The following is a 20,913-nucleotide window of genomic DNA, read 5'->3' as shown; positions in this document are numbered from 1 at the left end:
GGAACTACACCAATGGCTAAAGCGACACAGGACATGACCGCAATGTTCAAAGACGTATTGGGCGCATTCCCGGTTGATACATCTGCTTTTGACGACGCGTTCAAAAACTCCGCAGCGCTGAACGAAAAGCTGACCACTGTTGCTCTGGGCGCGGCTGAAAAGTCCTCCGAGATCTCTACAAAGTGGACCAAAGACACTCTGGCGAAACTGGGCGACATGTCCAAAGCCAAAGAAGATCCAGCTGACTACGCCAAAGCGATGACCGATTTTGCCTCCGCTCAGGCTGAAGTTGCTGCTGAAAACATGGCGGCGTTTGCCGAAGTTGCCAAAAAAGTTCAGATGGAAACTGTTGAACTGCTGATGTCTGCCGGCAAAGAAGCGTCTGAAGAAGCAACAGCTGCAGTGAAAAAGGCCACCAACGACGTGACCGCTGCCGCGAAAAAAGCGACTTCCAAGTAAGAAAAGCCGCAACTCGGCATCCTTATCCTCCCTAAGGAAGCAGATTGCGTGAGCGGGCTTTATGCCCGCTCTTTCTTTTTGTGCTGCAGTCGCATAGGCTTTTTCTGCAGCGCGCAAAATTTTTGGGGAGAATGACGTGGGCGAAGACAACAAACCACTGCTGATCAAACGCTACGCCAGCCGGCGGCTCTATAACACAGAGACCAGTGACTATGTCACCTTGGACGATATTGCCGGCTTCATTCGGTCCGGTCGTGAAGTCCAGATTATCGATTTGAAAAGCGGGGATGATCTGACCCGTCAGTACCTGCTTCAAATCATTGCGGAACATGAGAGTCGGGGGGAGAATGTCCTGCCGGTGAATGTGCTCAATGATCTGGTGCGGGCCTATACCACTCAAGCTACATCAATGGTGCCACAGTTCTTGCAAACTTCGTTTGATATGCTGCGTGACAGCCAGGAAAAGGTCATGGAAAGCATGGGGACAGGCATGACGATGCCTGGGCTGGAAGCAATGCAGGCGCAGCAAGAAGCCTTTATGAAAGCGATGACCGGCGGCATGCCGTGGCCCGGCAGTTCCACGCCTGCAGCTGAGAAAGAAGACACCTCCAGTGGCGACGGGGAAGACCTCGATGACATCAAGAAGCAATTGGCCGAATTACAGGACAAGCTGTCCAAGTTGAAGTGACGGCTTTGTTTGGATCCGAGTAAATATGAGTGGCGCACATTTGGTGCGCCACTTTTGGTTTTGGCGTTGATATTGTGGCAAGTACCCGAATTGCCTGTCTTTTTTACCTGTCTGTGCTATGGTTGGCATGTCGAGCAGACCAGTGAGGTAGAAAACCATGGCTAAGGCTCCCGCAACCACGCGCAAAAGCGTGTCCGGCAGTAAGACGCGCGCACGTGCGACCACGTCCCGCAAAACCAGCACCAGTTTGAAAGAGATTGCAGAAGCATCACCTGCAGCTGTGTCTGAGAAAGCAGAGGGTATTGCCGCGGACGATGGTTTGGATCTCATGCGCAAAAAAGAGCTCATCGAGGCGGCTGTTGCCCGGGCTGGCGTGAAGAAACGTGATGCCAAGCCAGCTATTGAGGCGGCACTTGCCATCCTCGGGGAGACGCTCACATCTGGGCGTGGTCTGAATATGCCGGGCCTTGGCAAAGTGAAGGTGCAAAACAGCAAAGATCTGGACGAAGTAAAGGTGGTAAATCTGCGTTTGCGTCGGAAAACGACAGAAGGTGCAGAAAGTGACGAAGAGGGTCTTGCAGAGCCTGCGGAGTGAGTCTAGAAGGCGCGTATCGGGTCGTTAGCTCAGTTGGTAGAGCGCTTCGTTTACACCGAAGATGTCGGGAGTTCGAGCCTCTCACGACCCACCATTTTTTTAACGGGCGCTCCCTTAAGTGGTTGAGCGCCCGTTTCTTTTCTGAATAGAAGCCGGAGCTGGCAGCGATCTGCCAGTACAAAAGAGGGCACCCCTGGTAGGGAGGTGCCCCTGTCGACCTTGGCTACACCAACTCGAAAACCACGTCGTCCTGAAGTGCCGCAAGGGTCATATCCCAGATCATCAGAGATACTTGGGAATTCACCTCTAAGAGCAGATCGTCGCCAACTTGCTGCGCATAGTCCGAGATGTCATTGCCGACGCTGCGGGTGGTATAGATTCGGATTGTATCCACATCGTCTTCGAAATCCTGGATGACGGAGCGGCTGCTCTGGCCACCGATTAAAGCTTCCAGATCAAACTCGAAGGTATCTGCGCCGGCGCCGCCAATTAACGCATTGTTGCCTGTACCGCCTGAGAGCCGGTCATTGCCAACGCCCCCGTAAAGCTCGTCGTTGCCATCGCGGCCGGTTAGAACGTCGTTGCCGTCACGCCCATAGAGCGTGTCGTTGCCGTCAAATCCGTCGAGATGGTTTGTGCCAGAGGTGCCAAAAATCTTGTTGTGGCCGGATTGCGAGCCGGCGGCGCTTTCGAAGTTTTTGATCGTGTCATTTACAGCCCAAGATCCAGAGACCATGTCTGCCTGCAAGTCAATTACAACGCCTGCGCGGCTGTCGCGGTAGCTGATGATGTCATGGCCATAGCCGCCATCAAAGTATTCGGCGCCACCTCCGGCAAAAACGTAGTCATCGCCTTCGCCAAGGAAGACGCGGTCATTGCCTTTGCCAGCATAGACAGTGTCGTTGCCGTCTCCAGCGAAGATATTGTCGTCTCCGCCGTAGGTTCTAATCATGTTTGCGCCGGACGTACCGGTGATTGTGTCGTCGCCGGTTTTGGAGCCCGAGACGTTTTCAAAGCCGCTGATGGTGTCGTTGCTGGCCCAGGATCCGGAGACTTCATTGGTTTCCAGATTGACGTTCACGCCATTGCGGCTGTCGTAATAGCTGAGGTAGTCATTGCCATCGCCGCCGTGGAATTCCTCGCGCCCGCCGCCAACGCGCACGTAGTCATTGCCGTCCCCAAGGTTGACTGTATCGTTGCCTTTGCCAGCGTAGACTTTGTCGTTGCCTCCGCCTGCGTGGATGATGTCGTCGCCGCCGTAGGTTTTGATTTTGTTGGCGCCAGACGTGCCAGTGATAGTGTCGTCACCAGTTTTGGATCCCGAGACGTTTTCAAATCCGCTGATGGTGTCGTTGCTGGCCCAGGATCCGGAGACTTCATCGGTCTCCAGGTTGATAGTCACGCCATTGCGGCTGTCGTAATAGCTGATGTGGTCGGTGCCCGCGCCACCGTGGAACACTTCCGCACCGCCGCCTACACGAACGTAATCATTGCCGTCGCCAAGGAGAACCGTGTCGCTGCCTTTGCCGGCGTAAACCTTGTCGTTGCCCCCAAAGGTCCGAATGGTGTTGGCGCCGCTGGTGCCGCGGATAACATCACGCCCGAATTCGGACCCGTCGACGCTTTCAAAGCCGCTGATGGTGTCATTGCTGGCCCAGGAGCCGGACACCTCGTTGGTTTGAAGGTTGATGTTTACGCCATTTCGGCTGTTGAAGTAGCTGATCCGATCGTGCCCAGAACCGCCATGGAATTGTTCCGCACCGCCACCGACAAACACGGTGTCGTTGCCGCCGCCAAGATACACCTTGTCAGCGCCTTTGCCGCTTTCAACAGTATCGTCGCCACCAAAAGCCTGAATGAACTCCGACTCGTCGGAGGCGTTGATGAGATTGTTGAACTCGTCTCCAGTTCGGCTTTGGAGGTCGGTGATGTCGACAACATAGATTGAGTAGTCGCCGGTAAAACTGGTGTTTTGGTTTGAGGAGAAGAAATTCCCAATTTCAAAGTCGTACTTGCTGTGTTCAATTGAAGTCCACTCGAAGGTAACGTGTGCCACCGAATCCGTGCGGGTATAATTGGGCCACCAGTCTGCGTTGAGTCGCAGAAAGGACATATCGACACCTTTAAGTGTATCTGGGGTCAAATACTCAATTGTGAGCGCGTAAGATGAATCCCTGGATCCAAAGAAACTAAACGCATCCGCATCAAAGTCGTAAGCAATACTCCCCTCTATTGGAGTATTCGCGCCCAACCGCGTCGCATTCGTGGGGCTCTCCATAGTCGACCTGTGTGTGTGCCGAGTGGCTTGATGGTCGTCGTCGCCTATTTTTTCAATCGTGTAAGAGTAGTTTGAGGGAGCGGTCCCTTTCAAATAGAATTCTACGGGATCATCGGAATCTGCAAGGAATAACAGTTCGCCGCCTGTCTCTATTGTATCTGCCCAGTTGCTGGTGAACCATCGACCACCTGACCAAGACATGTAGTTAAGGTTTGGCGTTAGCGGGGCTGTGGCCTCGTCAAAGACAATCCTATAAATGCCGCCTTCTTCCACGTTGAAGCGAACAACGTCCACGTCATCGACAAAGTTGATCGCCCCTTCGACGGTGTCCCCGGCATTGAAGGTTTCGGAAGGAGCCCCAAAGCGATTTGGAAAATCGTCTTCGTGTGCGACAACGGTTCCAGAGTAAGTATTTTCAAAAGAAAAGAAAGAATTGTGTGTATAGTGATCCACAGACAAATACACGGTCTTTGTTTCTTGAGCCATGTATGAGAAGCTCAAAAAATTGAATTTTAGAGAATCTTCGCGATCATGGTGATTGGTGTAGGCCACTCTGTCGCCATCCGGCTCATACAAGCTGAGGCTCATGTTGGTGGTCATGTTGTTCAGGTAAACGCTAAAGGTGTAGGACTGCCCTGCGGTCAGTTGGATCGCAAATTTGTCACGGTCTTGATCGTGGTCTACAACGCCTGAAAATGGAGTACCCAAGGAGACAGAAGTTGCGCCTGCGATAGTATCTGAATGATCGTCTGGCATTGTTTTGTGCTTTTGTTGTGAAGTTGCGTTCGAATAGGTGCCTGGCGCAGCAAAAGACTGCTTAATCAAATAGACACGGTGAAAATGCGGGCTCGAGAAAGCTGTCCTGCTGTAACTGCTCAGGGCCTTAATGGCCAGTTAAGCCCGAACCAATAAAAGCAAATATGATTGCAGGTTGCAAACCGCCGTTGACGCCCGGAGCGGACCTTTCTTTGTTGGTCGCGTTCAGCTTGGTTCTCCACCGCCTTGCGCTTGACATTACATATGATTATGCGGTTGTTGCGAGTTTTCAATTATCGCTAAAGATGAGTTAAAAGGATGCAAAACTCAAGTGGTTTTGGAGGTGACGTCCTTTTTTGCGGGAATTTCCGAAAGGTCACCCGTGTCCTGCGGAGAACCGGTGGGGCGAGATGCCATAGGCTTCGCGGAAGCGTTTGGAAAAGTTTCCGGCGGATTCATAGCCACAGGCGATGGCGACATCGACCACCGGCATATCGGTCTCTGCCAGCAAGATACGGGCGCGTTGCAGACGCAGGTCTTGCAGGAAGCGTTTTGGGGTTGTGTTCAGGTGGGTTTTGAACAGGCGCTCCATCTGGCGTCGGGATACGCCGAGGCTGCGGGCAACTTGATCCAGGTCGATGGACTCTTCGACGTTTTCCTCAAAATGGGCAATGATTTTGACCAGCTTGTCGTTGCGGTTGCCGATCACTGCGGCGGTTGAGCTTTGCTGACGGTCGGTCTCGGAGCGTTGCACGGTGTGTAGGCACATATTGAGCACGGCGCGGGCGAGGGGGGCGCCGTGGCGGTCGTAGATCAGCTTCAGGAACAGATCCATCGCAGCGACTCCACCGCCGCAGGTCATGATGCGGTCATCAATCGCGTAGAGCTGCTCTAGTGGGTCTAGTGTGGGATACTGCTCGCGAAAGGGCGTGATGTTTTCCCAATGCAGGGTGAAGGCCTTGCCTTCGAGAATACCCGCCTTGGCCAAGGTGAAGGCGCCGGTGCAGAGGCCGCCAACCCGGCGACCGGTGCGCCATTGGTGACGTATCCAATCAGCCACTTTGGGGGTGGCTGCGTGTTCGGGCTCCACACCGGAGCAGACAAACACACAGGCGCTGGACGGTGTGTCGCCAAGGGGCGCGTCGATTCCAATTTCGATGCCATTGGAGCAGCGCACATTTTCGCCGGTCTCTGACATGGTGGTCCAGGTGTAGAGAATCTGGCCAGTGAGCTGATTGGCGATGCGCAAGGTCTCTACCGCTGAGGTGAAGGCCAGCATCGACAGATTCGGTTGCAGCGCAAAGACAATAGAATCAGGGGTTTCGACCACATCTACAGCAACATGGGCAACGCCTTTGGGCACAATTGGATCGGGCATGGGGTGTGTTTTCCCTTTTTTGCCGCCACCCTATGAGGAAGTTGGACAAGACGCAAAGAAAGTTCAAAAAGGGGGCTTGCATGTCCCTGCGCCACGGTCTAAATCCCCGCCTACCGGGTCGTTAGCTCAGTTGGTAGAGCGCTTCGTTTACACCGAAGATGTCGGGAGTTCGAGCCTCTCACGACCCACCATTTTCCCTCTACCAGCGCAGAAACCCCTTTGGGTTTGAGTGATCTTCGCAAGTGGAATGCCGCTATGTGACGTTGACTGAATCGGGCGTATTGCAGTCATGATTGCTGGTTTTCACCTGTATCGCGACAAAAAAAGGCGATCCCCGTAGGGACCGCCTGAAATTCCAGTTTATGGCTGAAATTTAGCCAGCAGTTGCCGGTGCACATACAAGAGCGCCGGTGTCTGTGGTCAGCAGGTCGTAGCCGGCCATGCAGCTTGCGTTGCCACGCTTGTCAAAATCTGGCTGAGCGTAAACCGGAGTTGGCTCTTCTTGCTGAGAACACGCAGCAAGAGTGATACCGGCAACACACAGGGCAGCATAAAGTGGTTTCATCGGGTTATTCCTTCAAAAGCAATTGAATCGAGTAAGCGCATCTAATCACAAAAAATTCAGCGCGCAAAGCACTCTACGCGGGAGTTTGCTTAAGGGGAAACCCCTGTTGTGAAAGCTCCACAATTGTCTTCGGAAAATTTCTTCGATTTTCTCGCGGATATCCGCTTGACGCGCCAGAGCGCTCGGCATAAACCACGCCACACGCTGAACGGCACACGCCAGACAGCAGGTAGTGAGCGGTTGTAGCTCAGTTGGTTAGAGTACCGGCCTGTCACGCCGGGGGTCGCGGGTTCGAGCCCCGTCAACCGCGCCACCACTACCAGCCCAGGTCCTGGGTCCTTCGGGAATGGACACGCCGAAAGGCGAAGATATATGCGCGGTTGTAGCTCAGTTGGTTAGAGTACCGGCCTGTCACGCCGGGGGTCGCGGGTTCGAGCCCCGTCAACCGCGCCACTTCTTCCTCCCCTAAACAGAGATGATGATTTGGTTCCACGCATATTATCTTTGCGTGGATTTTTGGCAGTACAAAAAAACGCGCCCCGAGAGGCGCGTTTTGTGATTCTGAGTGTTTCCAAATGGTTACGCCGAGAGCGCAGCCAGGATTCGCGCCCATGAGCGGGTGCCTTTGTGGAAGCTCTCCACGTTGTATTTCTCATTGGGAGAGTGGATCTGGTCGTCGTCGCGGCCAAAGCCAATCAGCATCGAATCCATGTTCAGCATCTCTTTGAAGAAGCCTGCGATTGGGATGGAGCCGCCGCAGCCAACATAGGCCGCCGGACGCGGCCACTCGTCGCTGAGGGCAATGCGCGCCTTTTCAAAAGCCGGGTCTTCGATCGACATTTGTGAGGCGGTGGAGCCTTTTTCGGAGCGGTACTCCACGGTGAATCCCTCGGGCAGGCGGCTTTCCAAATGGGCGCGGAAGCTGGCACGGATTTTGTCCGGTTCCTGCTGGCCGACGAGGCGGAAGGAGAGCTTGGCTGAGGCTTGGGAGGGCAGGACAGTTTTGAAACCGTCACCGGTATAGCCGCCCCAGATGCCGTTTACGTCGCAGGTTGGGCGGGACCAGATTTGCTCCAGCGGGGTGCGGTCTTGCTCGCCCGCCGGGGATTTTAGACCAACATCGCCAAGGTATGTACCGTGGTCGAAGTTCAAGCCCTGCCACTGTGCACGGATGTCGTCAGCCAATTCGGGCACGTCATTGTAGAATCCCTCCAAAGTCACCGCGCCGGTGTCGTCGTGCAGGTCAGCGAGGATGTTGCTCAGCACGCGGATTGGGTTCATGGCGATGCCACCGTACATGCCGGAGTGTAGGTCACGGCTTGGCCCGGTAATGGTGAAATCTTCGGCCAGCAGGCCGCGCAACATGGTGGTGATGGCCGGTACGGCGCTTTCAAACAAGCCGGTGTCACAGATCAGGGCGATGTCGCAGCTCAGCTCTTCGGCGTTCTCTTTTAGGAAGGGCACAAGGCTTGGGGATCCGGATTCTTCCTCGCCCTCAAACAGGAAGGTGATTTTGCACGGCAAGCTGCCATGTTCGTCTTTCCAGGCGCGACAGGCTTCGACAAAGGTCATGAGCTGGCCTTTGTCATCTGACGAACCACGCGCGCGGATCACTTGGCCGGCGTCAGTGTCTTCCAGGGCTGGGTCAAACGGATCGCGGTCCCACAGCTCCAGCGGGTCCACAGGCTGCACATCATAATGCCCGTAAAACAGAACGTGAGGGCCGGGGCCATCCACATGGCCAACAACCATTGGGTGGCCAGTTGTGGGCCGTTTTTGTGTTTCAATGCCAAGGCTTTGCAGCTCATTGACCAACCAGTCCGCAGCGGTGCCGACATCGGCATCAAACGCCGGGTCAGTGGAAATGGATTTGATGCGCAACAAATCAAACAGGCGCTCCAGCGCCTCTGGCATGTTTTGGTCGATGCGGGCGAGAACGGGATCAAGCGTCATGAAAGCCTCCTTCGGGTGCGACGATTTGCAGGGACCGTACCATCGCAAACCACACTGTCCAGACTCGCTCTTTCACAGTTTGATCGATATCAATGTGCGAAAGATGTATCATTTGGTAGCCATTGCTGAAAGCGCGACAGATGACTAAAAGAGCGCCAATGCCCAGATGGGGTGTTGCGACGCCAGGTCGCCCGGACCGGGAAGAAGGAAAGCCACTGTGGATTACACTGCAAAGCTAGATAACGCACTCAACCGTTTGCACGATGAGGGGCGCTATCGCACGTTCATTGATATCGAACGTAAGCAGGGCCATTTTCCCCATGCTACATGGACTCGCCCCAACGGTGAGGTACAGCCGATCACGGTGTGGTGTGGCAATGATTACCTTGGCATGGGGCAACATCCGGTTGTGCTCGAAGCGATGCATGAAGCGGTGGATGCCACCGGCGCGGGCTCTGGCGGGACGCGCAATATCTCCGGCACCACGGTCTATCACAAACGTTTGGAAGCCGAGATTGCCGACCTGCACGGCAAAGAATCAGCACTGCTTTTCACCAGCGCCTACATCGCAAATGATGCAACTTTAAGTACTTTGCCAAAACTCTTCCCCGGTTTGATCATCTATTCGGATGAATTGAACCACGCGTCGATGATTGAAGGTGTACGCCGCAATGGCGGGGCAAAACGTATCTTCAAACACAATGATGTGGTGCATTTGCGCGAGCTTCTGGAAGCGGATGATCCGGCGGCGCCAAAGCTGATTGCCTTTGAATCAGTCTACTCGATGGACGGCGATTTCGGCCCGATCGAAGCGCTCTGTGATCTGGCGGATGAGTTTGGCGCGCTGACCTATATTGATGAGGTGCACGCGGTGGGTATGTATGGCCCGCGCGGCGGAGGTGTGACCGAGCGTGACAACCTTGCGCATCGTATCGACATCATCAACGGCACCCTTGCCAAAGCCTATGGCGTGATGGGCGGCTATATCGCCGCATCCGAAAAAATGTGTGATGCCGTAAGGTCTTACGCGCCTGGCTTCATCTTTACGACGTCTTTGCCACCAGCCGTAGCGGCCGGTGCTGCGGCCTCTGTGGCGCACTTAAAAACTGATCAGGCGCTGCGCGATCAGCACCAGACACAGGCGCAGATTCTGAAGCTGCGTTTGAAAGGTCTGGGCTTGCCGATCATCGATCACGGCAGCCATATTGTGCCCGTGATTGTGGGCAATCCTGTGCACACAAAGGTGCTGTCTGACCACCTGTTGGAAGACTACGGCATCTATGTTCAACCCATCAATTTCCCGACTGTGCCACGCGGCACGGAGCGTCTGCGCTTCACGCCCTCTCCGGTGCATGGGCCGAAAGAAATTGATGCCCTTGTTGGGGCAATGGACGCGCTTTGGAGCCACTGTGCGCTGAATCGTGCCGATATGGCGGGGTAAGATGACTTCTTAGTGTAGAAACCCTTGTTTGTGTTATATTCATACCTAACAAGGGGATCGGTTCGAATCGGGGACTTTCAGGACCGACGATGCAATAAGAGGCCAGTGGGATGATCGGGCGCAGATTCAAGCGCAATACCGAAGCGGTAGACGAAGGCCCGAAAGGGTACGACGATTTTGACGTGCAACTTGGCGACATGATGCGCGGCGAACGAGCGACTTTGGGGAAGTCGCTCTTGGATGTGCAGCGCGAGTTGCGAATCCGTGCAAGCTATGTGGCTGCAATTGAGAATTGCGACCCGTCAGCCTTTGAAACCCCAGGATTTATTGCCGGCTATGTGCGGTCTTATGCGCGGTACCTCGGCATGGATCCGGAACAGACGTTCAGCCTGTTTTGTGCGGAGAGCGGGTTTTCCACGGCGCACGGGATGTCGGCGGAGGCCTCTGGCGTTCGTAAGGCGGAACCCATTGCGCCGGCCATGACGGGCCACGATCCGTTTTCTTCCTCAAACACGCCGTTTACGCCGATGCAGGAATCTCTGCTGTCTCGGGTGGAGATGCGGGCGGTGGGATCCTCGCTGGTGCTGGTCGCGCTGATTGCGGGGATTGGCTACGGCGGCTGGTCGGTTCTTAATGAAATTCAACGGGTTACTCTGGCGCCGGTGGAGCAATCTCCGGTGGTGTTGAGTGATCTGGATCCGCTGGATGGGGCCGGGCGTGCGCCTGTTGCGACCTCGCAGACGGAGGCGACAACCGATGTGGCCACCGCTGGTGCAGGGGTGTTTGCCCCGTCCGATGCATTGGATCGGTTGTATCGTCCGCAAGCGCTGGATGTGCCGGTTTTGGTGGCGCGGGATGCGCCTATTTCCCAGCTGAACCCAAACAACATTGGGGTGTTTACACCGGAGCTACCTGCAGCGGTGGCGATGGCCGCGCCCGTGGCTGACACATTGCCGGTGCCAAAAGTTGTTGAGGATGATGCGCCAGAGCTGGTGCTGATGGCGGTGCGGCCTGCTTGGGTGCGGGTGCGAGCGGCGGATGGCTCTGTTTTGTTTGAGAAAATCCTCGATGCGGGTGAGGAGTATGTGCTTCCGGCGACGGAAGAGCCACCGACACTGCGTGCCGGCATGTCCGGTTCGGTATACTTCAAGGTGAACGGCGAGCTGTACGGCCCGGCGGGTGAAGGCACGGGGACTGTGCGCAATCTTGCATTGGCCACGGATGCGCTCAAAGAGAGCTTTGCGGTGGCGGACCTGAACAATGATCCGGAGCTGGCCAAGATCGTGGCCTTGGCGGCGGCACAGAATGTGGTGATTGCGGACGAGTGATCCGGATCAAAACCCACTGAGATTCCAATCAGTTAAGAGAGCGCCTTTGTGGCGCTCTTTGTCTGTGCGCCATCGCGCATTGCCCCTTTTACCGGAAGCGATTAGACAGGCATCAAACCCATCTCTGCTGTGGTGAAAGGTCTTGATATGTCGATGAATCACATCCGTCCGTGGCGCAATATCGAGCGACGCAAATCCCGTCAGATCATGGTGGGCAATGTGCCTGTGGGCGGCGATGCGCCGATTGCGGTGCAGACCATGACCAACACCGACAGTGGTGACGTGAAAGCCACGCTGGGCCAGGTACTGGCGGCGGCGGAGGCTGGCGCGGACATAGTGCGCATCTCTGCGCCGGATGTGGCCGCGACTAAGGCGCTGAAAGAAATCACAAAAGAGAGCCCGGTTCCGATCGTGGCGGACATTCACTTCCACTACAAACGGGCGATTGAAGCGGCGGAAGCCGGAGCGGCGTGTTTGCGGATCAATCCAGGTAATATCGGGGACGAGAAGCGGGTCAAAGAAGTGATCAAGGCGGCCAAGGATCACGGCTGTTCAATCCGGATTGGTGTAAACGGCGGTAGCTTGGAAAGACACCTGTTGGATAAGTACGGCGAGCCGTGCCCTGACGCGATGGTAGAGAGTGGTCTCGACCATATTAAGATACTGCAAGATAACGATTTTCACGAGTTCAAGATTTCTGTGAAAGCCAGCGATGTCTTCATGTCAGCAGCGGCCTATCAGATCCTTGCGGATGCCACCGATGCGCCGATTCACCTTGGGATTACCGAAGCCGGTGGCTTTGTCAGCGGGACCATCAAATCGGCCATTGGTCTTGGTCAGCTGCTTTGGATGGGCATTGGTGACACGCTGCGGGTGAGCCTGAGTGCGGATCCTGTGGAGGAGGTCAAGGTGGGTTTTGAGATCCTTAAGAGCCTTGGCCTGCGTCACCGTGGGGTGAATATCATCAGTTGCCCAAGCTGTGCCCGTCAGGGGTTTGACGTGATTAAGACCGTGGAAACATTAGAAAATCGCCTTGCGCATATCCACACCCCGTTGAGCCTGTCGATCATTGGTTGCGTGGTGAACGGGCCGGGCGAGGCATTGATGACAGATGTGGGATTCACCGGTGGTGGGGCTGGTTCTGGCATGGTGTATCTTGCCGGGAAGCAGAGTCACAAAATGTCCAATGAGGCGATGGTCGATCACATCGTCGAAGAGGTGGAAAAGAAGGTGGCGGCGATTCAGGCTGCGGAGGCTGCTGACGCGGCGGAGTGATCCACCTTTACATGCGACTCAAAGATTAACGGCCCTCTGGGGCCGTTTTTTACGTCGGTATTCTGTCGGTATCGTGGCTGTTTTGCGGAGGTGCCGATTTTCGAAACGGGCTGATTACACCAGCGTACGTTGCGCAACGGGCGCTGAACGCAAAACACCGCAACGGTGGCCGTCGCGGTGTTAGACTGTTTGGTTGGCGCGAGGCTTAGCCGCGTTTGTCTTTCACAATCGCCTGCATGCCTTTGAGCGGTACGTAGCCGCGCACCATTTCGTCATGGAAAACAAAGCTCGGGGTGCCGGTGATGTTCAGATCACGGGCGAGGGCGCGGGTAGTGGCAATTTCCTTCTCCACCTCGGGCGCGTCCATGTGATCCAGGATCAAATCCGCATCAAAGCCCAGCCCCTTGGCCACTTTGCGAAGGGATTTCTCGTTCACGTCACCGCGCATTTTGATCAGCGTGTCGGCGGTCAATTTGTAGGCTTCGCCGCCAATCTTCTGTTTCACGGCAATGGCAAAGCGGGAGCTGAGGTCACTGGCTTCACCGAGGATCGGGTATTCTTTCACAATGAAGCGGATGTTGCCGTCGCCTTTGATCAGCTCGGCCACTTCGTCATGCGCTTTGCGGCAGTAGCCGCAGCGGTAATCGACAAACTCCACAATGGTGATGTCGCCTTCGAGATTACCACCCACATAGCTGTAGCCGTCGTCAAACAGGCGGTCGGCGTTGTTGGTCACCAGATCAAAGTCTGCGGTGGCCTGTGCTGCGGCGTTGCGTTCTTCCAGCACGGCCACGGCTTCCATGATCACCTCCGGGTTCTCCAGCAGGTAAGCGCGGACTTCAGCACGGAAAGCGTCGCGTTCTGCATCCGACAGTTTGTCGATGTCAAAGGCCAGAGCCGGTGCGGCGGCCAGGGTGAGCGCCAGGGCGCTGCTGGCCAGTTTGGTTTTGAATGTGCTCATGGTGTTTTCCTCATTTCTTGTCTTTGCGGCGCTTGGCAGCGCGGGCGATGTCATCTGCCCGCCGGAAAGCGCTGGAGCCTTGCGGAAGGCGGGCCATGGCGCGGCGGGCGTGGATTTCTGCGTCGTCCAGTCTGTTCGCGAGCGCATAGCGTTCGGCGGCCAGAAGCGAGGCCATGCCGTGTTGGTTGGTTTGGGCATATGCAGAGCCGAGATCGCGCAGCACGCGGGCATCTCGGAAGTCGCGGGCACGGGCGGCCTCGAGATATTGCAGCGCTTCTTTTGGACGGTTTACGGTCAGCAAGGCGCGGCCCAGGCCGCCAAGGATGAGCGCGTTGCTCGGTGCAAGATCAGCGGCCTTTCTGTAAGCGATCACAGCGTTTTGGAATTGGCGGCTTTCCAGCAGGATTTGCGCCTTGAGTTCGTAATAGTAGGGATCGTCAGGGCGGGTTTCGAGGGCCTGATTGATATGGGAGACCGCTTTGGCTGTATTTTGCTGACGGTGGTAGGCCACGGCCAAGCGCATGTGGCGCACGTCTTCAGCGTCGCTTTCTTGATGGCGTGACAGGGTCCATTTGGTTGGGCGGATGAAGGCGGTGGTTTTGCCACGGGCGCGGTCATACCAGTAGTTCAAATCCGGGTTTGGTTTGGCATTGCCAGCATAGGCCGCCACAAAGCCTTCCGCCGCGCGCAGACGGTCTCGGGTCAACGGGTGGGAGCGCATGTAAGGGTCTTGGCGGGAGGCGGAAAGCAGTTCCTGGCCTTCAAACAGGCGGTGCACATCCAGCGTGCCGGACGGGTCGATGCCTGCGCGGGCGAGGTAGCGGATACCAGATTGGTCAGCGGAGGATTCCTCCGCCCTTGTGTGGGCGAGAAATTGTCGCAGGGCAGAACTTTGCGTGCCAAAGGCGAGGGCTGCGCCCACATCGCCGCGACCGGAGACAGCGGCGGCGGCCAATCCAAGGGCGAGGCCGAGGCCGGCGGTGGTGCGGGCCGAATCAAGGTTGGCCATGCGCCGCGCGATGTGGCCGTTGGCGATATGGGCGGCTTCGTGGGCGATCACTGATTGCAGCATTTCCGGCGTGTTCATGCGCATGATCATGCCGGAGTTGATAAAAATATGGCCGTGGTCGATGACAAAGGCGTTGAGACGCTGGTCGTCCACCAGAAGGATTTTGATGTTGCCCCCAAGGCCTGCGGCATAGAGCACGGGTGCAGCCATGCGTTGTAAGGCATGTTCAATGTCGGGATCGCGCAGCAAAGACACTGCTTGGGCGGCAGTAGAGGCAAGCACAAGCGCGCAGGTCGTCAGCAGCGTGACGACGCGGGCGCGCAAAGCGGTGATTGACGGCGCCGTCATTTCGCGGTGAAACCTCATGAGCGACAATAGGAACGAAATTGATGCGGACTTCAAGGCGTGGGGCGGTTGATCCCTTTATTGTGATGGATGTGATGGAAGCGGCGCGTCAGGCCGAGGCGGATGGGCGCCACATCATCCATATGGAAGTGGGCCAGCCCGGAACGGCAGCCCCGGAAGGCGCGCGCACCGCGCTGACCAAGGCGATGGCGGAAGACGCCATGGGCTACACCGTGGCCTTGGGCCTGCCAACGCTGCGGGCGCGGATCGCACAGCTTTACGGCGAGTGGTACAATGTGGACCTTGATCCGGCGCGGGTGATTGTCACGCCGGGGTCCTCAGGCGCGTTTTTGCTGGCGTTTTCGGCGTTGTTTGACGCGGGGGAACGGGTGGCGATTGGCGCGCCGGGCTATCCCAGCTATCGCCAGATTTTGAAGGCGCTGAGTTTGCAGCCGCTGGATGTGCAGACAGCGCCGGAAAATCGGTTGCAGCCGGTACCGGACGATCTGCGCGCGTTGGATTTTGAAGGCTTGATGGTGGCCTCACCTGCGAACCCCACAGGCACGATGCTCGACAGTGCCGCGATGGGCGCCTTGATTGATCTGTGTCGCGAGAAAGACGCGGCCTTTATCAGTGACGAGATTTACCACGGCATTGAATATGAGGCCAAGGCGGTCACGGCGCTGGAACTTACCGATGAGTGCTACGTGATCAACAGCTTCTCCAAATACTTCAGCATGACCGGCTGGCGTGTGGGGTGGATGGTCGTGCCGGATGACCACGTGCGCAAGATTGAGCGTTTGGCGCAGAACATGTTCATTTGCGCGAGCCATGCCAGCCAGGTGGCGGCTTTGGCTGCGATGGATTGTCCCGAAGAGCTGGAGGCCAATATGGCGGTGTATCGCGCCAATCGGGCCTTGATGGCAGAAGGTTTACCAAAGGCGGGGTTCACCCAATTTGCGCCGCCGGATGGGGCGTTTTACTTCTACGTGGATGTGAGCGCTTTCACGCAAGACAGCCGGGTGTTTGCGCGGGAGCTGTTGGAGGAAGCAGGTGTAGCCGCAACGCCGGGTTTGGATTTTGATCCGGTGCGGGGCCATCAGACGCTGCGGTTCTCCTATGCCCGCAGCACAGCCGACATTGAGGAAGGTCTGGCGCGATTGAAAGTGTTCATGGCCGCACGTGGATTTGTTTGAGACGTGAGTGCGGTGGGGGCCTTGCCCCCGTCGCCATTTGGCGACTCCCCCAGGATATTTGCGAACTGTGAAAGCACAGCGTGGCGAAGGACGGCGGGCTGATGTACTGTGTCGTCAAAGAAGACGCGCAACAGCGGGCAGGGCGGCAGCATGAGCAGAGTGTTTTGGGCTTTTATTGTGATGGTTTGGGCAGGCGTGGCCGCGGCGCAGGAGCGGGACTTTTCGGCGCTTGCGCGGCTGGATGTGTCTGAGAGCGGATTATCAGAAGGTTGGCGCGGGGCGGCGGAACTGACATTGAGCCTGAGCCAAGGGGTGCCCTGGCGGGTGTTCACGTTGGATGAGCCGCGGCGTGTGGTTTTGGATTTCAAAGAGATTGATTGGGAAGATCTGACGGCGGACGAACTGGGCGCGGTGGAAGGCGTCGAGGCGGTGCGGTTTGGCGCGTATCGCCCCGGGTGGAGCCGTATGGTGCTCGATCTGGCGCGGCCCTTTGCGGTGGACAGCGCGGGTATGGTGGTCGAAGAGGCCACTGGCAAAGCGCGGCTGGAGTTGGTGTTGGCGCCAAGCGACACACTGGCCTTTGCCAAGACCGCGGGGGCGCCACATGATCCGCGTTGGGATTTGCCGGAACCTGCGGACACCACAGAAGTGGCGCGCGAGGCCCGAGCGGATTGGGCACCAACGGTGGTGGTGATTGACCCAGGCCATGGCGGCATTGATCCGGGGGCGGAGCGGGACGGGGCGCAGGAGAAAGACCTGATGCTGCTGTTTGCGCGGGAGCTGCGGGATGTGCTGCGCCGGGCCGGTGGTTTTGAAGTGGTGTTGACCCGTGATGACGATGCTTTCGTGTCGCTGGAAGGGCGTGTGGCGATTGCCCATCAGGCGCAGGCGGATGTGTTTTTGTCGTTGCATGCGGACAGTTTGAGCCAGGGCAATGCCAAGGGGGCAACGATTTACACGCTGTCGGAAGAGGCCAGCGATGCGGCCTCTGCGCTGTTGGCGGAGCGCCATGATCGGGCGGATATTTTGTCGGGCGTGGATCTTTCGGGCACGGATGATGAGGTGACGGATGTGCTGTTGGATTTGGCGCGGTTGGAGACAGAGCCGCGCACGATGATGTTGGCAGAAACGCTGGTGGGGGAACTCAAGAAGACCACCGTGAGGTTGAATCGCAAGCCGTTGAGAACCGGCGGGTTTTCTGTGTTGAAGGCGGCGGATGTGCCCTCGGTTCTAGTGGAGCTTGGGTTTATGTCGAGCCAGCAGGACTTGGCCAATTTACAAGACGCGGGCTGGCGTGCGGCAATGGCGGCGGGGCTGCGCGACGGGTTGCTGGCCTGGGTGGTTGAAGACAAGGCGGCGCGGGCTTTGGTGCGTCAGTAGAGTGTCGGCGTCGGCGGAGCGTTGCTGGTTTCGTTGCGCTGGCGGGAAACCGCTTTCCTTTGCGCGTGAGAGTTTGTCGAGTGTGCCGCAATTGGCAGGCACAGAGGGCGGACAGCGATGCAGGAAACAGACGGGTTTCACGGGGCCAAGCTGGCGCTTTTGACCGGGGATCGCTTGGTGTCGATCCTGCGCGACAAGGACCCAGAGATTCCCTATCCGGATATGTGGGATTTGCCCGGTGGAGGTCGGGAAGCCAGTGAGAGCCCGGAAGCCTGTGTGTTGCGCGAGCTCAAGGAAGAGTTGTCGCTTTCGTTGAACGAAGAGGATCTGCTTTGGAAGCGTCAGTATATCTCTGATCTGGATGGCAAAAACGCCACCTGGTTCTTTGTGGCCGAGGTGCCGGAGCTGGACATCAACCGCATCCGTTTGGGTGCGGAAGGACAGGCCTGGCGGATGTGGGATGTGGCGCGGTTCTTGCGGATGAGCAATGTTGTGCCCATGATGCAGGTGCGGCTGTCAGACTATCTGGCGGAGCGCGAGGCGGCTTAGATCGTCGCCTCAGGTTTGGGCGGGCGCACGCGCATGAAGCCCAAAGTGCGACCGCTGCTGGTGGCCGGGTCATAAGTCAGGCCGGAGCGAGACATACAGTCCACCATGTGTTTCAGCACATGTTTGGGGTATTTCGCCATGTGGATTTCCATCACCACGTGGCGTACGCATTTGGGCCAGTCCTGCTCAAACAGATGTTGCTCGGCGCCTTCGACATCCATCATCACAAAGTCCGGTTGCACAATAGCGAGAAGATCGCTGATGCGGGTGGCTGGGACCTCGACCATGTCTTTTTCGCTGCGTCCGTCAGCAACCAATCCGCCGCCCCAGAAAAGCGCGCCAGCCCGAAAGGCCACGGTGTCGCCTACATGGGAATCTCCCACAACAGCGCCATGCCACAGGTTCACGTTCTTTTGACCGTTGCGGGCGAGCGTGTCGCGGATTTGGTCGAGCATCTGCGGGTTGGCTTCGAGGCTGGTGACGTTTTCCGCTCCGGCGGCCTGAGCGCAGATGGTGGTGACATAGCCCAGGCCTGCGCCAATCTCGAGCACCTTCCAGCCCGGTTTGATACGCTTGAGCGCGGCCGTGCTTTCCCGCCCCTCATAGTCTCCTGAGGCAAGTTTGGCCTCGATTTTGGTGTCTTTGAGCCATTCGGGCAGGCCCACTTTGACGCCTTTGAGAGTGTATTCGGTCATCAGGGGTGTGCCCATTTGCTGCTTTGGATGCTGCGGCGCACTGAACCATTGTCTCGACTGAGGTGCAAGGCAATGGCGGGGGGGAGCAGATGGGGGCGCGGGTCAACAAATATGACATTAAGTGTCACCATAGATCCTAGGAGAAGCAGGCAAACACTATTTGAGGATTTTGAGATGTCTGACACACAAACACCGTCACTAAAACTGTACTTCGCGCCGCGCACCCGGTCTTTTGCCGCGCTTTGGCTGTTGGAAGAACTGGGCGAACCCTACCAGTTGGAGAGTTTTGATTTTGCCACCGGCCGCCACAAGCAGGCAGATTTTTTGGCGATGCATCCGATGGGGAAAGTGCCGTTGGTGTTGGATGGCGGGACGCCTGTGCCAGAGATCGGCGCGATGGCGATTTATCTGGCGGATCGCTACGCGGCGGCGGGTTTGGCGCCTGCGGCGACGGATGGTGCGCGGGCGGAATATTTGCGCTGGATGTTCTTTGCCAGCGCGATCATGGAGCCAGCGTTTGCGCAGCAGTTGTTTAAATGGGAAGTGTCCCCATCAACGGTGGCCTGGGGGTCGTTTGAGCAGATGATGGACGTGCTGGCTGATGGTTTGGCAGAGGGGCCTTGGCTGTTGGGCGACACATTTTCGGCGGCGGATGTGGCTGTTGGCAACAATCTGGTCTTTGGGCAGATGATTGGGTTGATCCCACACGATGGACCAATTGGCGAATACCTGGCGCGCCTGAAGGCACGTGAGGCGTTTCAGCGGGCCGAGGTGATTGAGATGCGTGAAGGGGAACGATTCCCGGTGGCGGCTGAGTAGATAAACAGAGGAATCCGTTTGAAGGTTGGGCGGCACCACGTGTGTCGCCCTCACTTTGTTGGTGGCCGTGGCTTAGGGCAACGCGGTTACACTTGTATTGACATCATGCATGTCAATATGACATTAACGATGACATGGAAAAAGTTGATCGATTATATCATCTGGTTTGGATGTCGCGGCCCTTGATGCAAGTTGCGGAATTGGCTGTGGAACAGGGGCTGGAGGGATCCGGCCTGACAGTGCGAATGCGCGCTGTGCTTGAGGTCTTGCGGGAGAACGGCGCGCTTCCCGTGCCGGAAATTGCCCGTCATTTGCAGATTCAACGGCAATATGTGCAGGTCATGGTCAATGAGACTTTGGCCGAGGGGCTGACGGAACAGCGCCCAAATCCACGTCACAAGAGATCGCCACTTTTGGCACTGACCGACAAGGGGCAGGCTTTGATAGAGGGGGCGGTTGCGCGGGAGCGGGTGTTGCTTGAGGCCATTGGCGACGGGTTTGAGGAGCAGGAGATTGCCACGGCTTTGGATGTGGTGCGGCGGTTGACAGAGCGCCTGATGGGCAAGACGGGTGGTGAGACATGAGTGTTGTGTATGTGTTTGTTGGCGCGTTGGTGGCGGTTTTGTTGTGGCTGGTTGCCGGCGTGGTGCGGATTGGAGCGGTGAGCCGTGGCGCACGGGTCGAGGGGCGAGATGGTGAAGCGCTGGTGTTGATCGATCTGCAATCGGTGTTCTGGAATGAGGGGCCCTATTCGGAAGCTGACAAGCAGGCGGTTGCGACGGTGATCCTTGAGGAAGTTCAAGCGGCCAAAGCGAAGGGAATTCCAGTGATTGCGCTCAGACAGGAATGGTCATTGCCCGCGACCAAGGTGATTGCGCGTTTGACAATGAAGGGCCAAGCAATAGCGGGGTCTTCTGGGACGGAACTTGCGGCGCCATTTGCCGGGATCGCGGATTATGAGCTGGTCAAGCGAGTGCAGGACGGGTTTGAAACCGGTGCGTTGGATGCCTTGTTGGCGGAGTTGAATGTTGGCGCATTGCGGATTGTCGGCCTGGACTACAATTATTGTGTGGCGAAGACCTCTTTGGGGGCCGTGCGCCGTGGGTATGATGTGACGCTGGTGGAGCGAGGTGTTCTGGCGGGGCAGGATACGGCAAAAACACGCGCCGATTTGCAGGGGCAAGGCATTGCGCTGGCGTGATGGTGGCCAATTGAAGTGAGATTTCCGGCAAAACTACGCGCA

At 57.0% G+C, this 20,913-nt stretch carries 19 protein-coding genes and 4 tRNA genes; 16 read left to right on the top strand and 7 right to left on the bottom strand.

The window, feature by feature from the left end:
- Window positions 1-12: 12 nt before the first annotated feature.
- The 4 genes from JXR15_RS06750 to JXR15_RS06735 all read left to right on the top strand — a co-directional run bounded on the left by JXR15_RS06750 (window position 13) and on the right by JXR15_RS06735 (window position 1,836).
- On the top strand, window positions 13-459 hold the full coding sequence (locus JXR15_RS06750; RefSeq protein ID WP_299424478.1) for a phasin family protein: 447 nt from the start codon (window positions 13-15) through the stop codon (window positions 457-459).
- Window positions 460-595: 136 nt separating this feature from the next.
- On the top strand, window positions 596-1,147 hold the full coding sequence (gene phaR / locus JXR15_RS06745; protein WP_422052469.1) for a polyhydroxyalkanoate synthesis repressor PhaR: 552 nt from the start codon (window positions 596-598) through the stop codon (window positions 1,145-1,147).
- Window positions 1,148-1,304: 157 nt separating this feature from the next.
- Window positions 1,305-1,742 (top strand): HU family DNA-binding protein, encoded by a 438-nt coding sequence (locus JXR15_RS06740; protein ID WP_422052468.1) that lies wholly within the window; start codon window positions 1,305-1,307, stop codon window positions 1,740-1,742.
- Window positions 1,743-1,760: 18 nt separating this feature from the next.
- A tRNA-Val gene (locus tag JXR15_RS06735) sits at window positions 1,761-1,836 on the top strand.
- Window positions 1,837-1,965: 129 nt separating this feature from the next.
- Here the strand turns inward: JXR15_RS06735 and JXR15_RS06730 are convergent.
- Window positions 1,966-4,776, bottom strand: coding sequence for a calcium-binding protein (locus JXR15_RS06730; protein WP_422052467.1), 2,811 nt, complete (start codon window positions 4,774-4,776; stop codon window positions 1,966-1,968).
- 376 nt (window positions 4,777-5,152) lie between these two features.
- Window positions 5,153-6,154, bottom strand: a complete 1,002-nt coding sequence (locus JXR15_RS06725) for a GlxA family transcriptional regulator (RefSeq protein WP_422052466.1) — start codon at window positions 6,152-6,154, stop codon at window positions 5,153-5,155.
- 115 nt (window positions 6,155-6,269) lie between these two features.
- On the opposite strand from JXR15_RS06725, the gene JXR15_RS06720 reads away from it, so the two are divergent.
- Window positions 6,270-6,345 (top strand) — tRNA-Val (locus JXR15_RS06720).
- A gap of 182 nt (window positions 6,346-6,527) precedes the next feature.
- Here the strand turns inward: JXR15_RS06720 and JXR15_RS06715 are convergent.
- Window positions 6,528-6,719 (bottom strand): hypothetical protein, encoded by a 192-nt coding sequence (locus JXR15_RS06715; protein ID WP_294113700.1) that lies wholly within the window; start codon window positions 6,717-6,719, stop codon window positions 6,528-6,530.
- Between the two features lie 236 nt (window positions 6,720-6,955).
- Here JXR15_RS06715 and JXR15_RS06710 point away from each other — a divergent pair.
- Together JXR15_RS06710 and JXR15_RS06705 are read left to right on the top strand one after the other, a co-directional pair.
- Window positions 6,956-7,032 (top strand) — tRNA-Asp (locus tag JXR15_RS06710).
- Window positions 7,033-7,095: 63 nt separating this feature from the next.
- Window positions 7,096-7,172, top strand: a tRNA-Asp gene (locus tag JXR15_RS06705).
- Between the two features lie 126 nt (window positions 7,173-7,298).
- On the opposite strand, the gene JXR15_RS06700 is transcribed toward JXR15_RS06705, so the two are convergent.
- A complete protein-coding gene (locus JXR15_RS06700; RefSeq protein ID WP_422052465.1) occupies window positions 7,299-8,672 on the bottom strand; it encodes a M20/M25/M40 family metallo-hydrolase in 1,374 nt (457 codons plus the stop codon).
- A 217-nt stretch (window positions 8,673-8,889) separates the two neighbouring features.
- Between JXR15_RS06700 and hemA the strand changes: the two genes are divergently transcribed.
- From hemA to ispG, 3 genes are all read left to right on the top strand, one after another.
- Window positions 8,890-10,113: a 5-aminolevulinate synthase gene (gene hemA, locus JXR15_RS06695; protein WP_422052464.1), complete on the top strand. Its 1,224-nt coding sequence runs from the start codon at window positions 8,890-8,892 to the stop codon at window positions 10,111-10,113.
- Window positions 10,114-10,223: 110 nt separating this feature from the next.
- A complete protein-coding gene (locus tag JXR15_RS06690; protein WP_422052462.1) occupies window positions 10,224-11,441 on the top strand; it encodes a helix-turn-helix domain-containing protein in 1,218 nt (405 codons plus the stop codon).
- Between the two features lie 147 nt (window positions 11,442-11,588).
- Complete coding sequence (gene ispG, locus JXR15_RS06685; protein WP_422052461.1) at window positions 11,589-12,716, top strand: flavodoxin-dependent (E)-4-hydroxy-3-methylbut-2-enyl-diphosphate synthase; 1,128 nt, start codon at window positions 11,589-11,591, stop codon at window positions 12,714-12,716.
- A 205-nt stretch (window positions 12,717-12,921) separates the two neighbouring features.
- On the opposite strand, the gene JXR15_RS06680 is transcribed toward ispG, so the two are convergent.
- Together JXR15_RS06680 and JXR15_RS06675 are read right to left on the bottom strand one after the other, a co-directional pair.
- Window positions 12,922-13,677: a DsbA family protein gene (locus JXR15_RS06680; protein WP_422052460.1), complete on the bottom strand. Its 756-nt coding sequence runs from the start codon at window positions 13,675-13,677 to the stop codon at window positions 12,922-12,924.
- Between the two features lie 10 nt (window positions 13,678-13,687).
- The gene (locus JXR15_RS06675) at window positions 13,688-15,034 is read right to left on the bottom strand and encodes a M48 family metalloprotease (RefSeq protein ID WP_422052459.1); all 1,347 of its coding nucleotides are present in this window, start codon (window positions 15,032-15,034) and stop codon (window positions 13,688-13,690) included.
- A gap of 41 nt (window positions 15,035-15,075) precedes the next feature.
- Between JXR15_RS06675 and JXR15_RS06670 the strand changes: the two genes are divergently transcribed.
- From JXR15_RS06670 to JXR15_RS06660, 3 genes are all read left to right on the top strand, one after another.
- On the top strand, window positions 15,076-16,227 hold the full coding sequence (locus JXR15_RS06670) for a pyridoxal phosphate-dependent aminotransferase (RefSeq protein ID WP_422052458.1): 1,152 nt from the start codon (window positions 15,076-15,078) through the stop codon (window positions 16,225-16,227).
- Window positions 16,228-16,377: 150 nt separating this feature from the next.
- A complete protein-coding gene (locus tag JXR15_RS06665) occupies window positions 16,378-17,607 on the top strand; it encodes an N-acetylmuramoyl-L-alanine amidase (RefSeq protein ID WP_422052457.1) in 1,230 nt (409 codons plus the stop codon).
- Between the two features lie 117 nt (window positions 17,608-17,724).
- Window positions 17,725-18,156 carry an NUDIX hydrolase gene (locus tag JXR15_RS06660; RefSeq protein WP_422052456.1) on the top strand — a complete coding sequence of 144 codons (432 nt, stop codon included), beginning with the start codon at window positions 17,725-17,727 and terminating at the stop codon, window positions 18,154-18,156.
- Here JXR15_RS06660 and JXR15_RS06655 read toward each other — a convergent pair.
- Window positions 18,153-18,851 carry an FkbM family methyltransferase gene (locus JXR15_RS06655; protein ID WP_422052455.1) on the bottom strand — a complete coding sequence of 233 codons (699 nt, stop codon included), beginning with the start codon at window positions 18,849-18,851 and terminating at the stop codon, window positions 18,153-18,155. The genes JXR15_RS06660 and JXR15_RS06655 overlap by 4 nt on opposite strands.
- A gap of 174 nt (window positions 18,852-19,025) precedes the next feature.
- Here JXR15_RS06655 and JXR15_RS06650 point away from each other — a divergent pair, with 174 nt between their 5' ends.
- The 3 genes from JXR15_RS06650 to JXR15_RS06640 all read left to right on the top strand — a co-directional run bounded on the left by JXR15_RS06650 (window position 19,026) and on the right by JXR15_RS06640 (window position 20,871).
- Window positions 19,026-19,670 (top strand): glutathione S-transferase family protein, encoded by a 645-nt coding sequence (locus JXR15_RS06650; RefSeq protein WP_422052454.1) that lies wholly within the window; start codon window positions 19,026-19,028, stop codon window positions 19,668-19,670.
- A gap of 134 nt (window positions 19,671-19,804) precedes the next feature.
- Window positions 19,805-20,254 (top strand): MarR family winged helix-turn-helix transcriptional regulator, encoded by a 450-nt coding sequence (locus JXR15_RS06645; protein ID WP_422052453.1) that lies wholly within the window; start codon window positions 19,805-19,807, stop codon window positions 20,252-20,254.
- The gene (locus tag JXR15_RS06640) at window positions 20,251-20,871 is read left to right on the top strand and encodes a cysteine hydrolase family protein (RefSeq protein WP_422052452.1); all 621 of its coding nucleotides are present in this window, start codon (window positions 20,251-20,253) and stop codon (window positions 20,869-20,871) included. The genes JXR15_RS06645 and JXR15_RS06640 overlap by 4 nt, the downstream gene beginning before the upstream one ends.
- Window positions 20,872-20,913 lie beyond the last annotated feature (42 nt).

Origin of the sequence: Shimia sp. (genome assembly GCF_049116215.1) — a bacterium.
Lineage (GTDB): Bacteria > Pseudomonadota > Alphaproteobacteria > Rhodobacterales > Rhodobacteraceae > Shimia.
The sequence above is the reverse complement of the archived record's forward strand: the minus strand, read 5'-3'. Positions and strand labels throughout refer to the sequence as shown.

Coding starts and splice junctions, on each gene's coding strand:
- JXR15_RS06655 (WP_422052455.1), bottom strand. CDS start 18,851: ATGACCGAATACACTCTCAAAGGCGTCAAAGTGGGCCTGCCCGAATGG.
- JXR15_RS06660 (WP_422052456.1), top strand. CDS start 17,725: ATGCAGGAAACAGACGGGTTTCACGGGGCCAAGCTGGCGCTTTTGACC.
- JXR15_RS06665 (WP_422052457.1), top strand. CDS start 16,378: ATGAGCAGAGTGTTTTGGGCTTTTATTGTGATGGTTTGGGCAGGCGTG.
- JXR15_RS06700 (WP_422052465.1), bottom strand. CDS start 8,672: ATGACGCTTGATCCCGTTCTCGCCCGCATCGACCAAAACATGCCAGAG.
- JXR15_RS06690 (WP_422052462.1), top strand. CDS start 10,224: ATGATCGGGCGCAGATTCAAGCGCAATACCGAAGCGGTAGACGAAGGC.
- JXR15_RS06640 (WP_422052452.1), top strand. CDS start 20,251: ATGAGTGTTGTGTATGTGTTTGTTGGCGCGTTGGTGGCGGTTTTGTTG.
- JXR15_RS06645 (WP_422052453.1), top strand. CDS start 19,805: ATGGAAAAAGTTGATCGATTATATCATCTGGTTTGGATGTCGCGGCCC.
- JXR15_RS06715 (WP_294113700.1), bottom strand. CDS start 6,719: ATGAAACCACTTTATGCTGCCCTGTGTGTTGCCGGTATCACTCTTGCT.
- JXR15_RS06675 (WP_422052459.1), bottom strand. CDS start 15,034: ATGACGGCGCCGTCAATCACCGCTTTGCGCGCCCGCGTCGTCACGCTG.
- JXR15_RS06725 (WP_422052466.1), bottom strand. CDS start 6,154: ATGCCCGATCCAATTGTGCCCAAAGGCGTTGCCCATGTTGCTGTAGAT.
- JXR15_RS06670 (WP_422052458.1), top strand. CDS start 15,076: ATGCGGACTTCAAGGCGTGGGGCGGTTGATCCCTTTATTGTGATGGAT.
- JXR15_RS06730 (WP_422052467.1), bottom strand. CDS start 4,776: ATGCCAGACGATCATTCAGATACTATCGCAGGCGCAACTTCTGTCTCC.
- JXR15_RS06650 (WP_422052454.1), top strand. CDS start 19,026: ATGTCTGACACACAAACACCGTCACTAAAACTGTACTTCGCGCCGCGC.
- JXR15_RS06680 (WP_422052460.1), bottom strand. CDS start 13,677: ATGAGCACATTCAAAACCAAACTGGCCAGCAGCGCCCTGGCGCTCACC.
- JXR15_RS06740 (WP_422052468.1), top strand. CDS start 1,305: ATGGCTAAGGCTCCCGCAACCACGCGCAAAAGCGTGTCCGGCAGTAAG.
- ispG (WP_422052461.1), top strand. CDS start 11,589: ATGTCGATGAATCACATCCGTCCGTGGCGCAATATCGAGCGACGCAAA.
- JXR15_RS06750 (WP_299424478.1), top strand. CDS start 13: ATGGCTAAAGCGACACAGGACATGACCGCAATGTTCAAAGACGTATTG.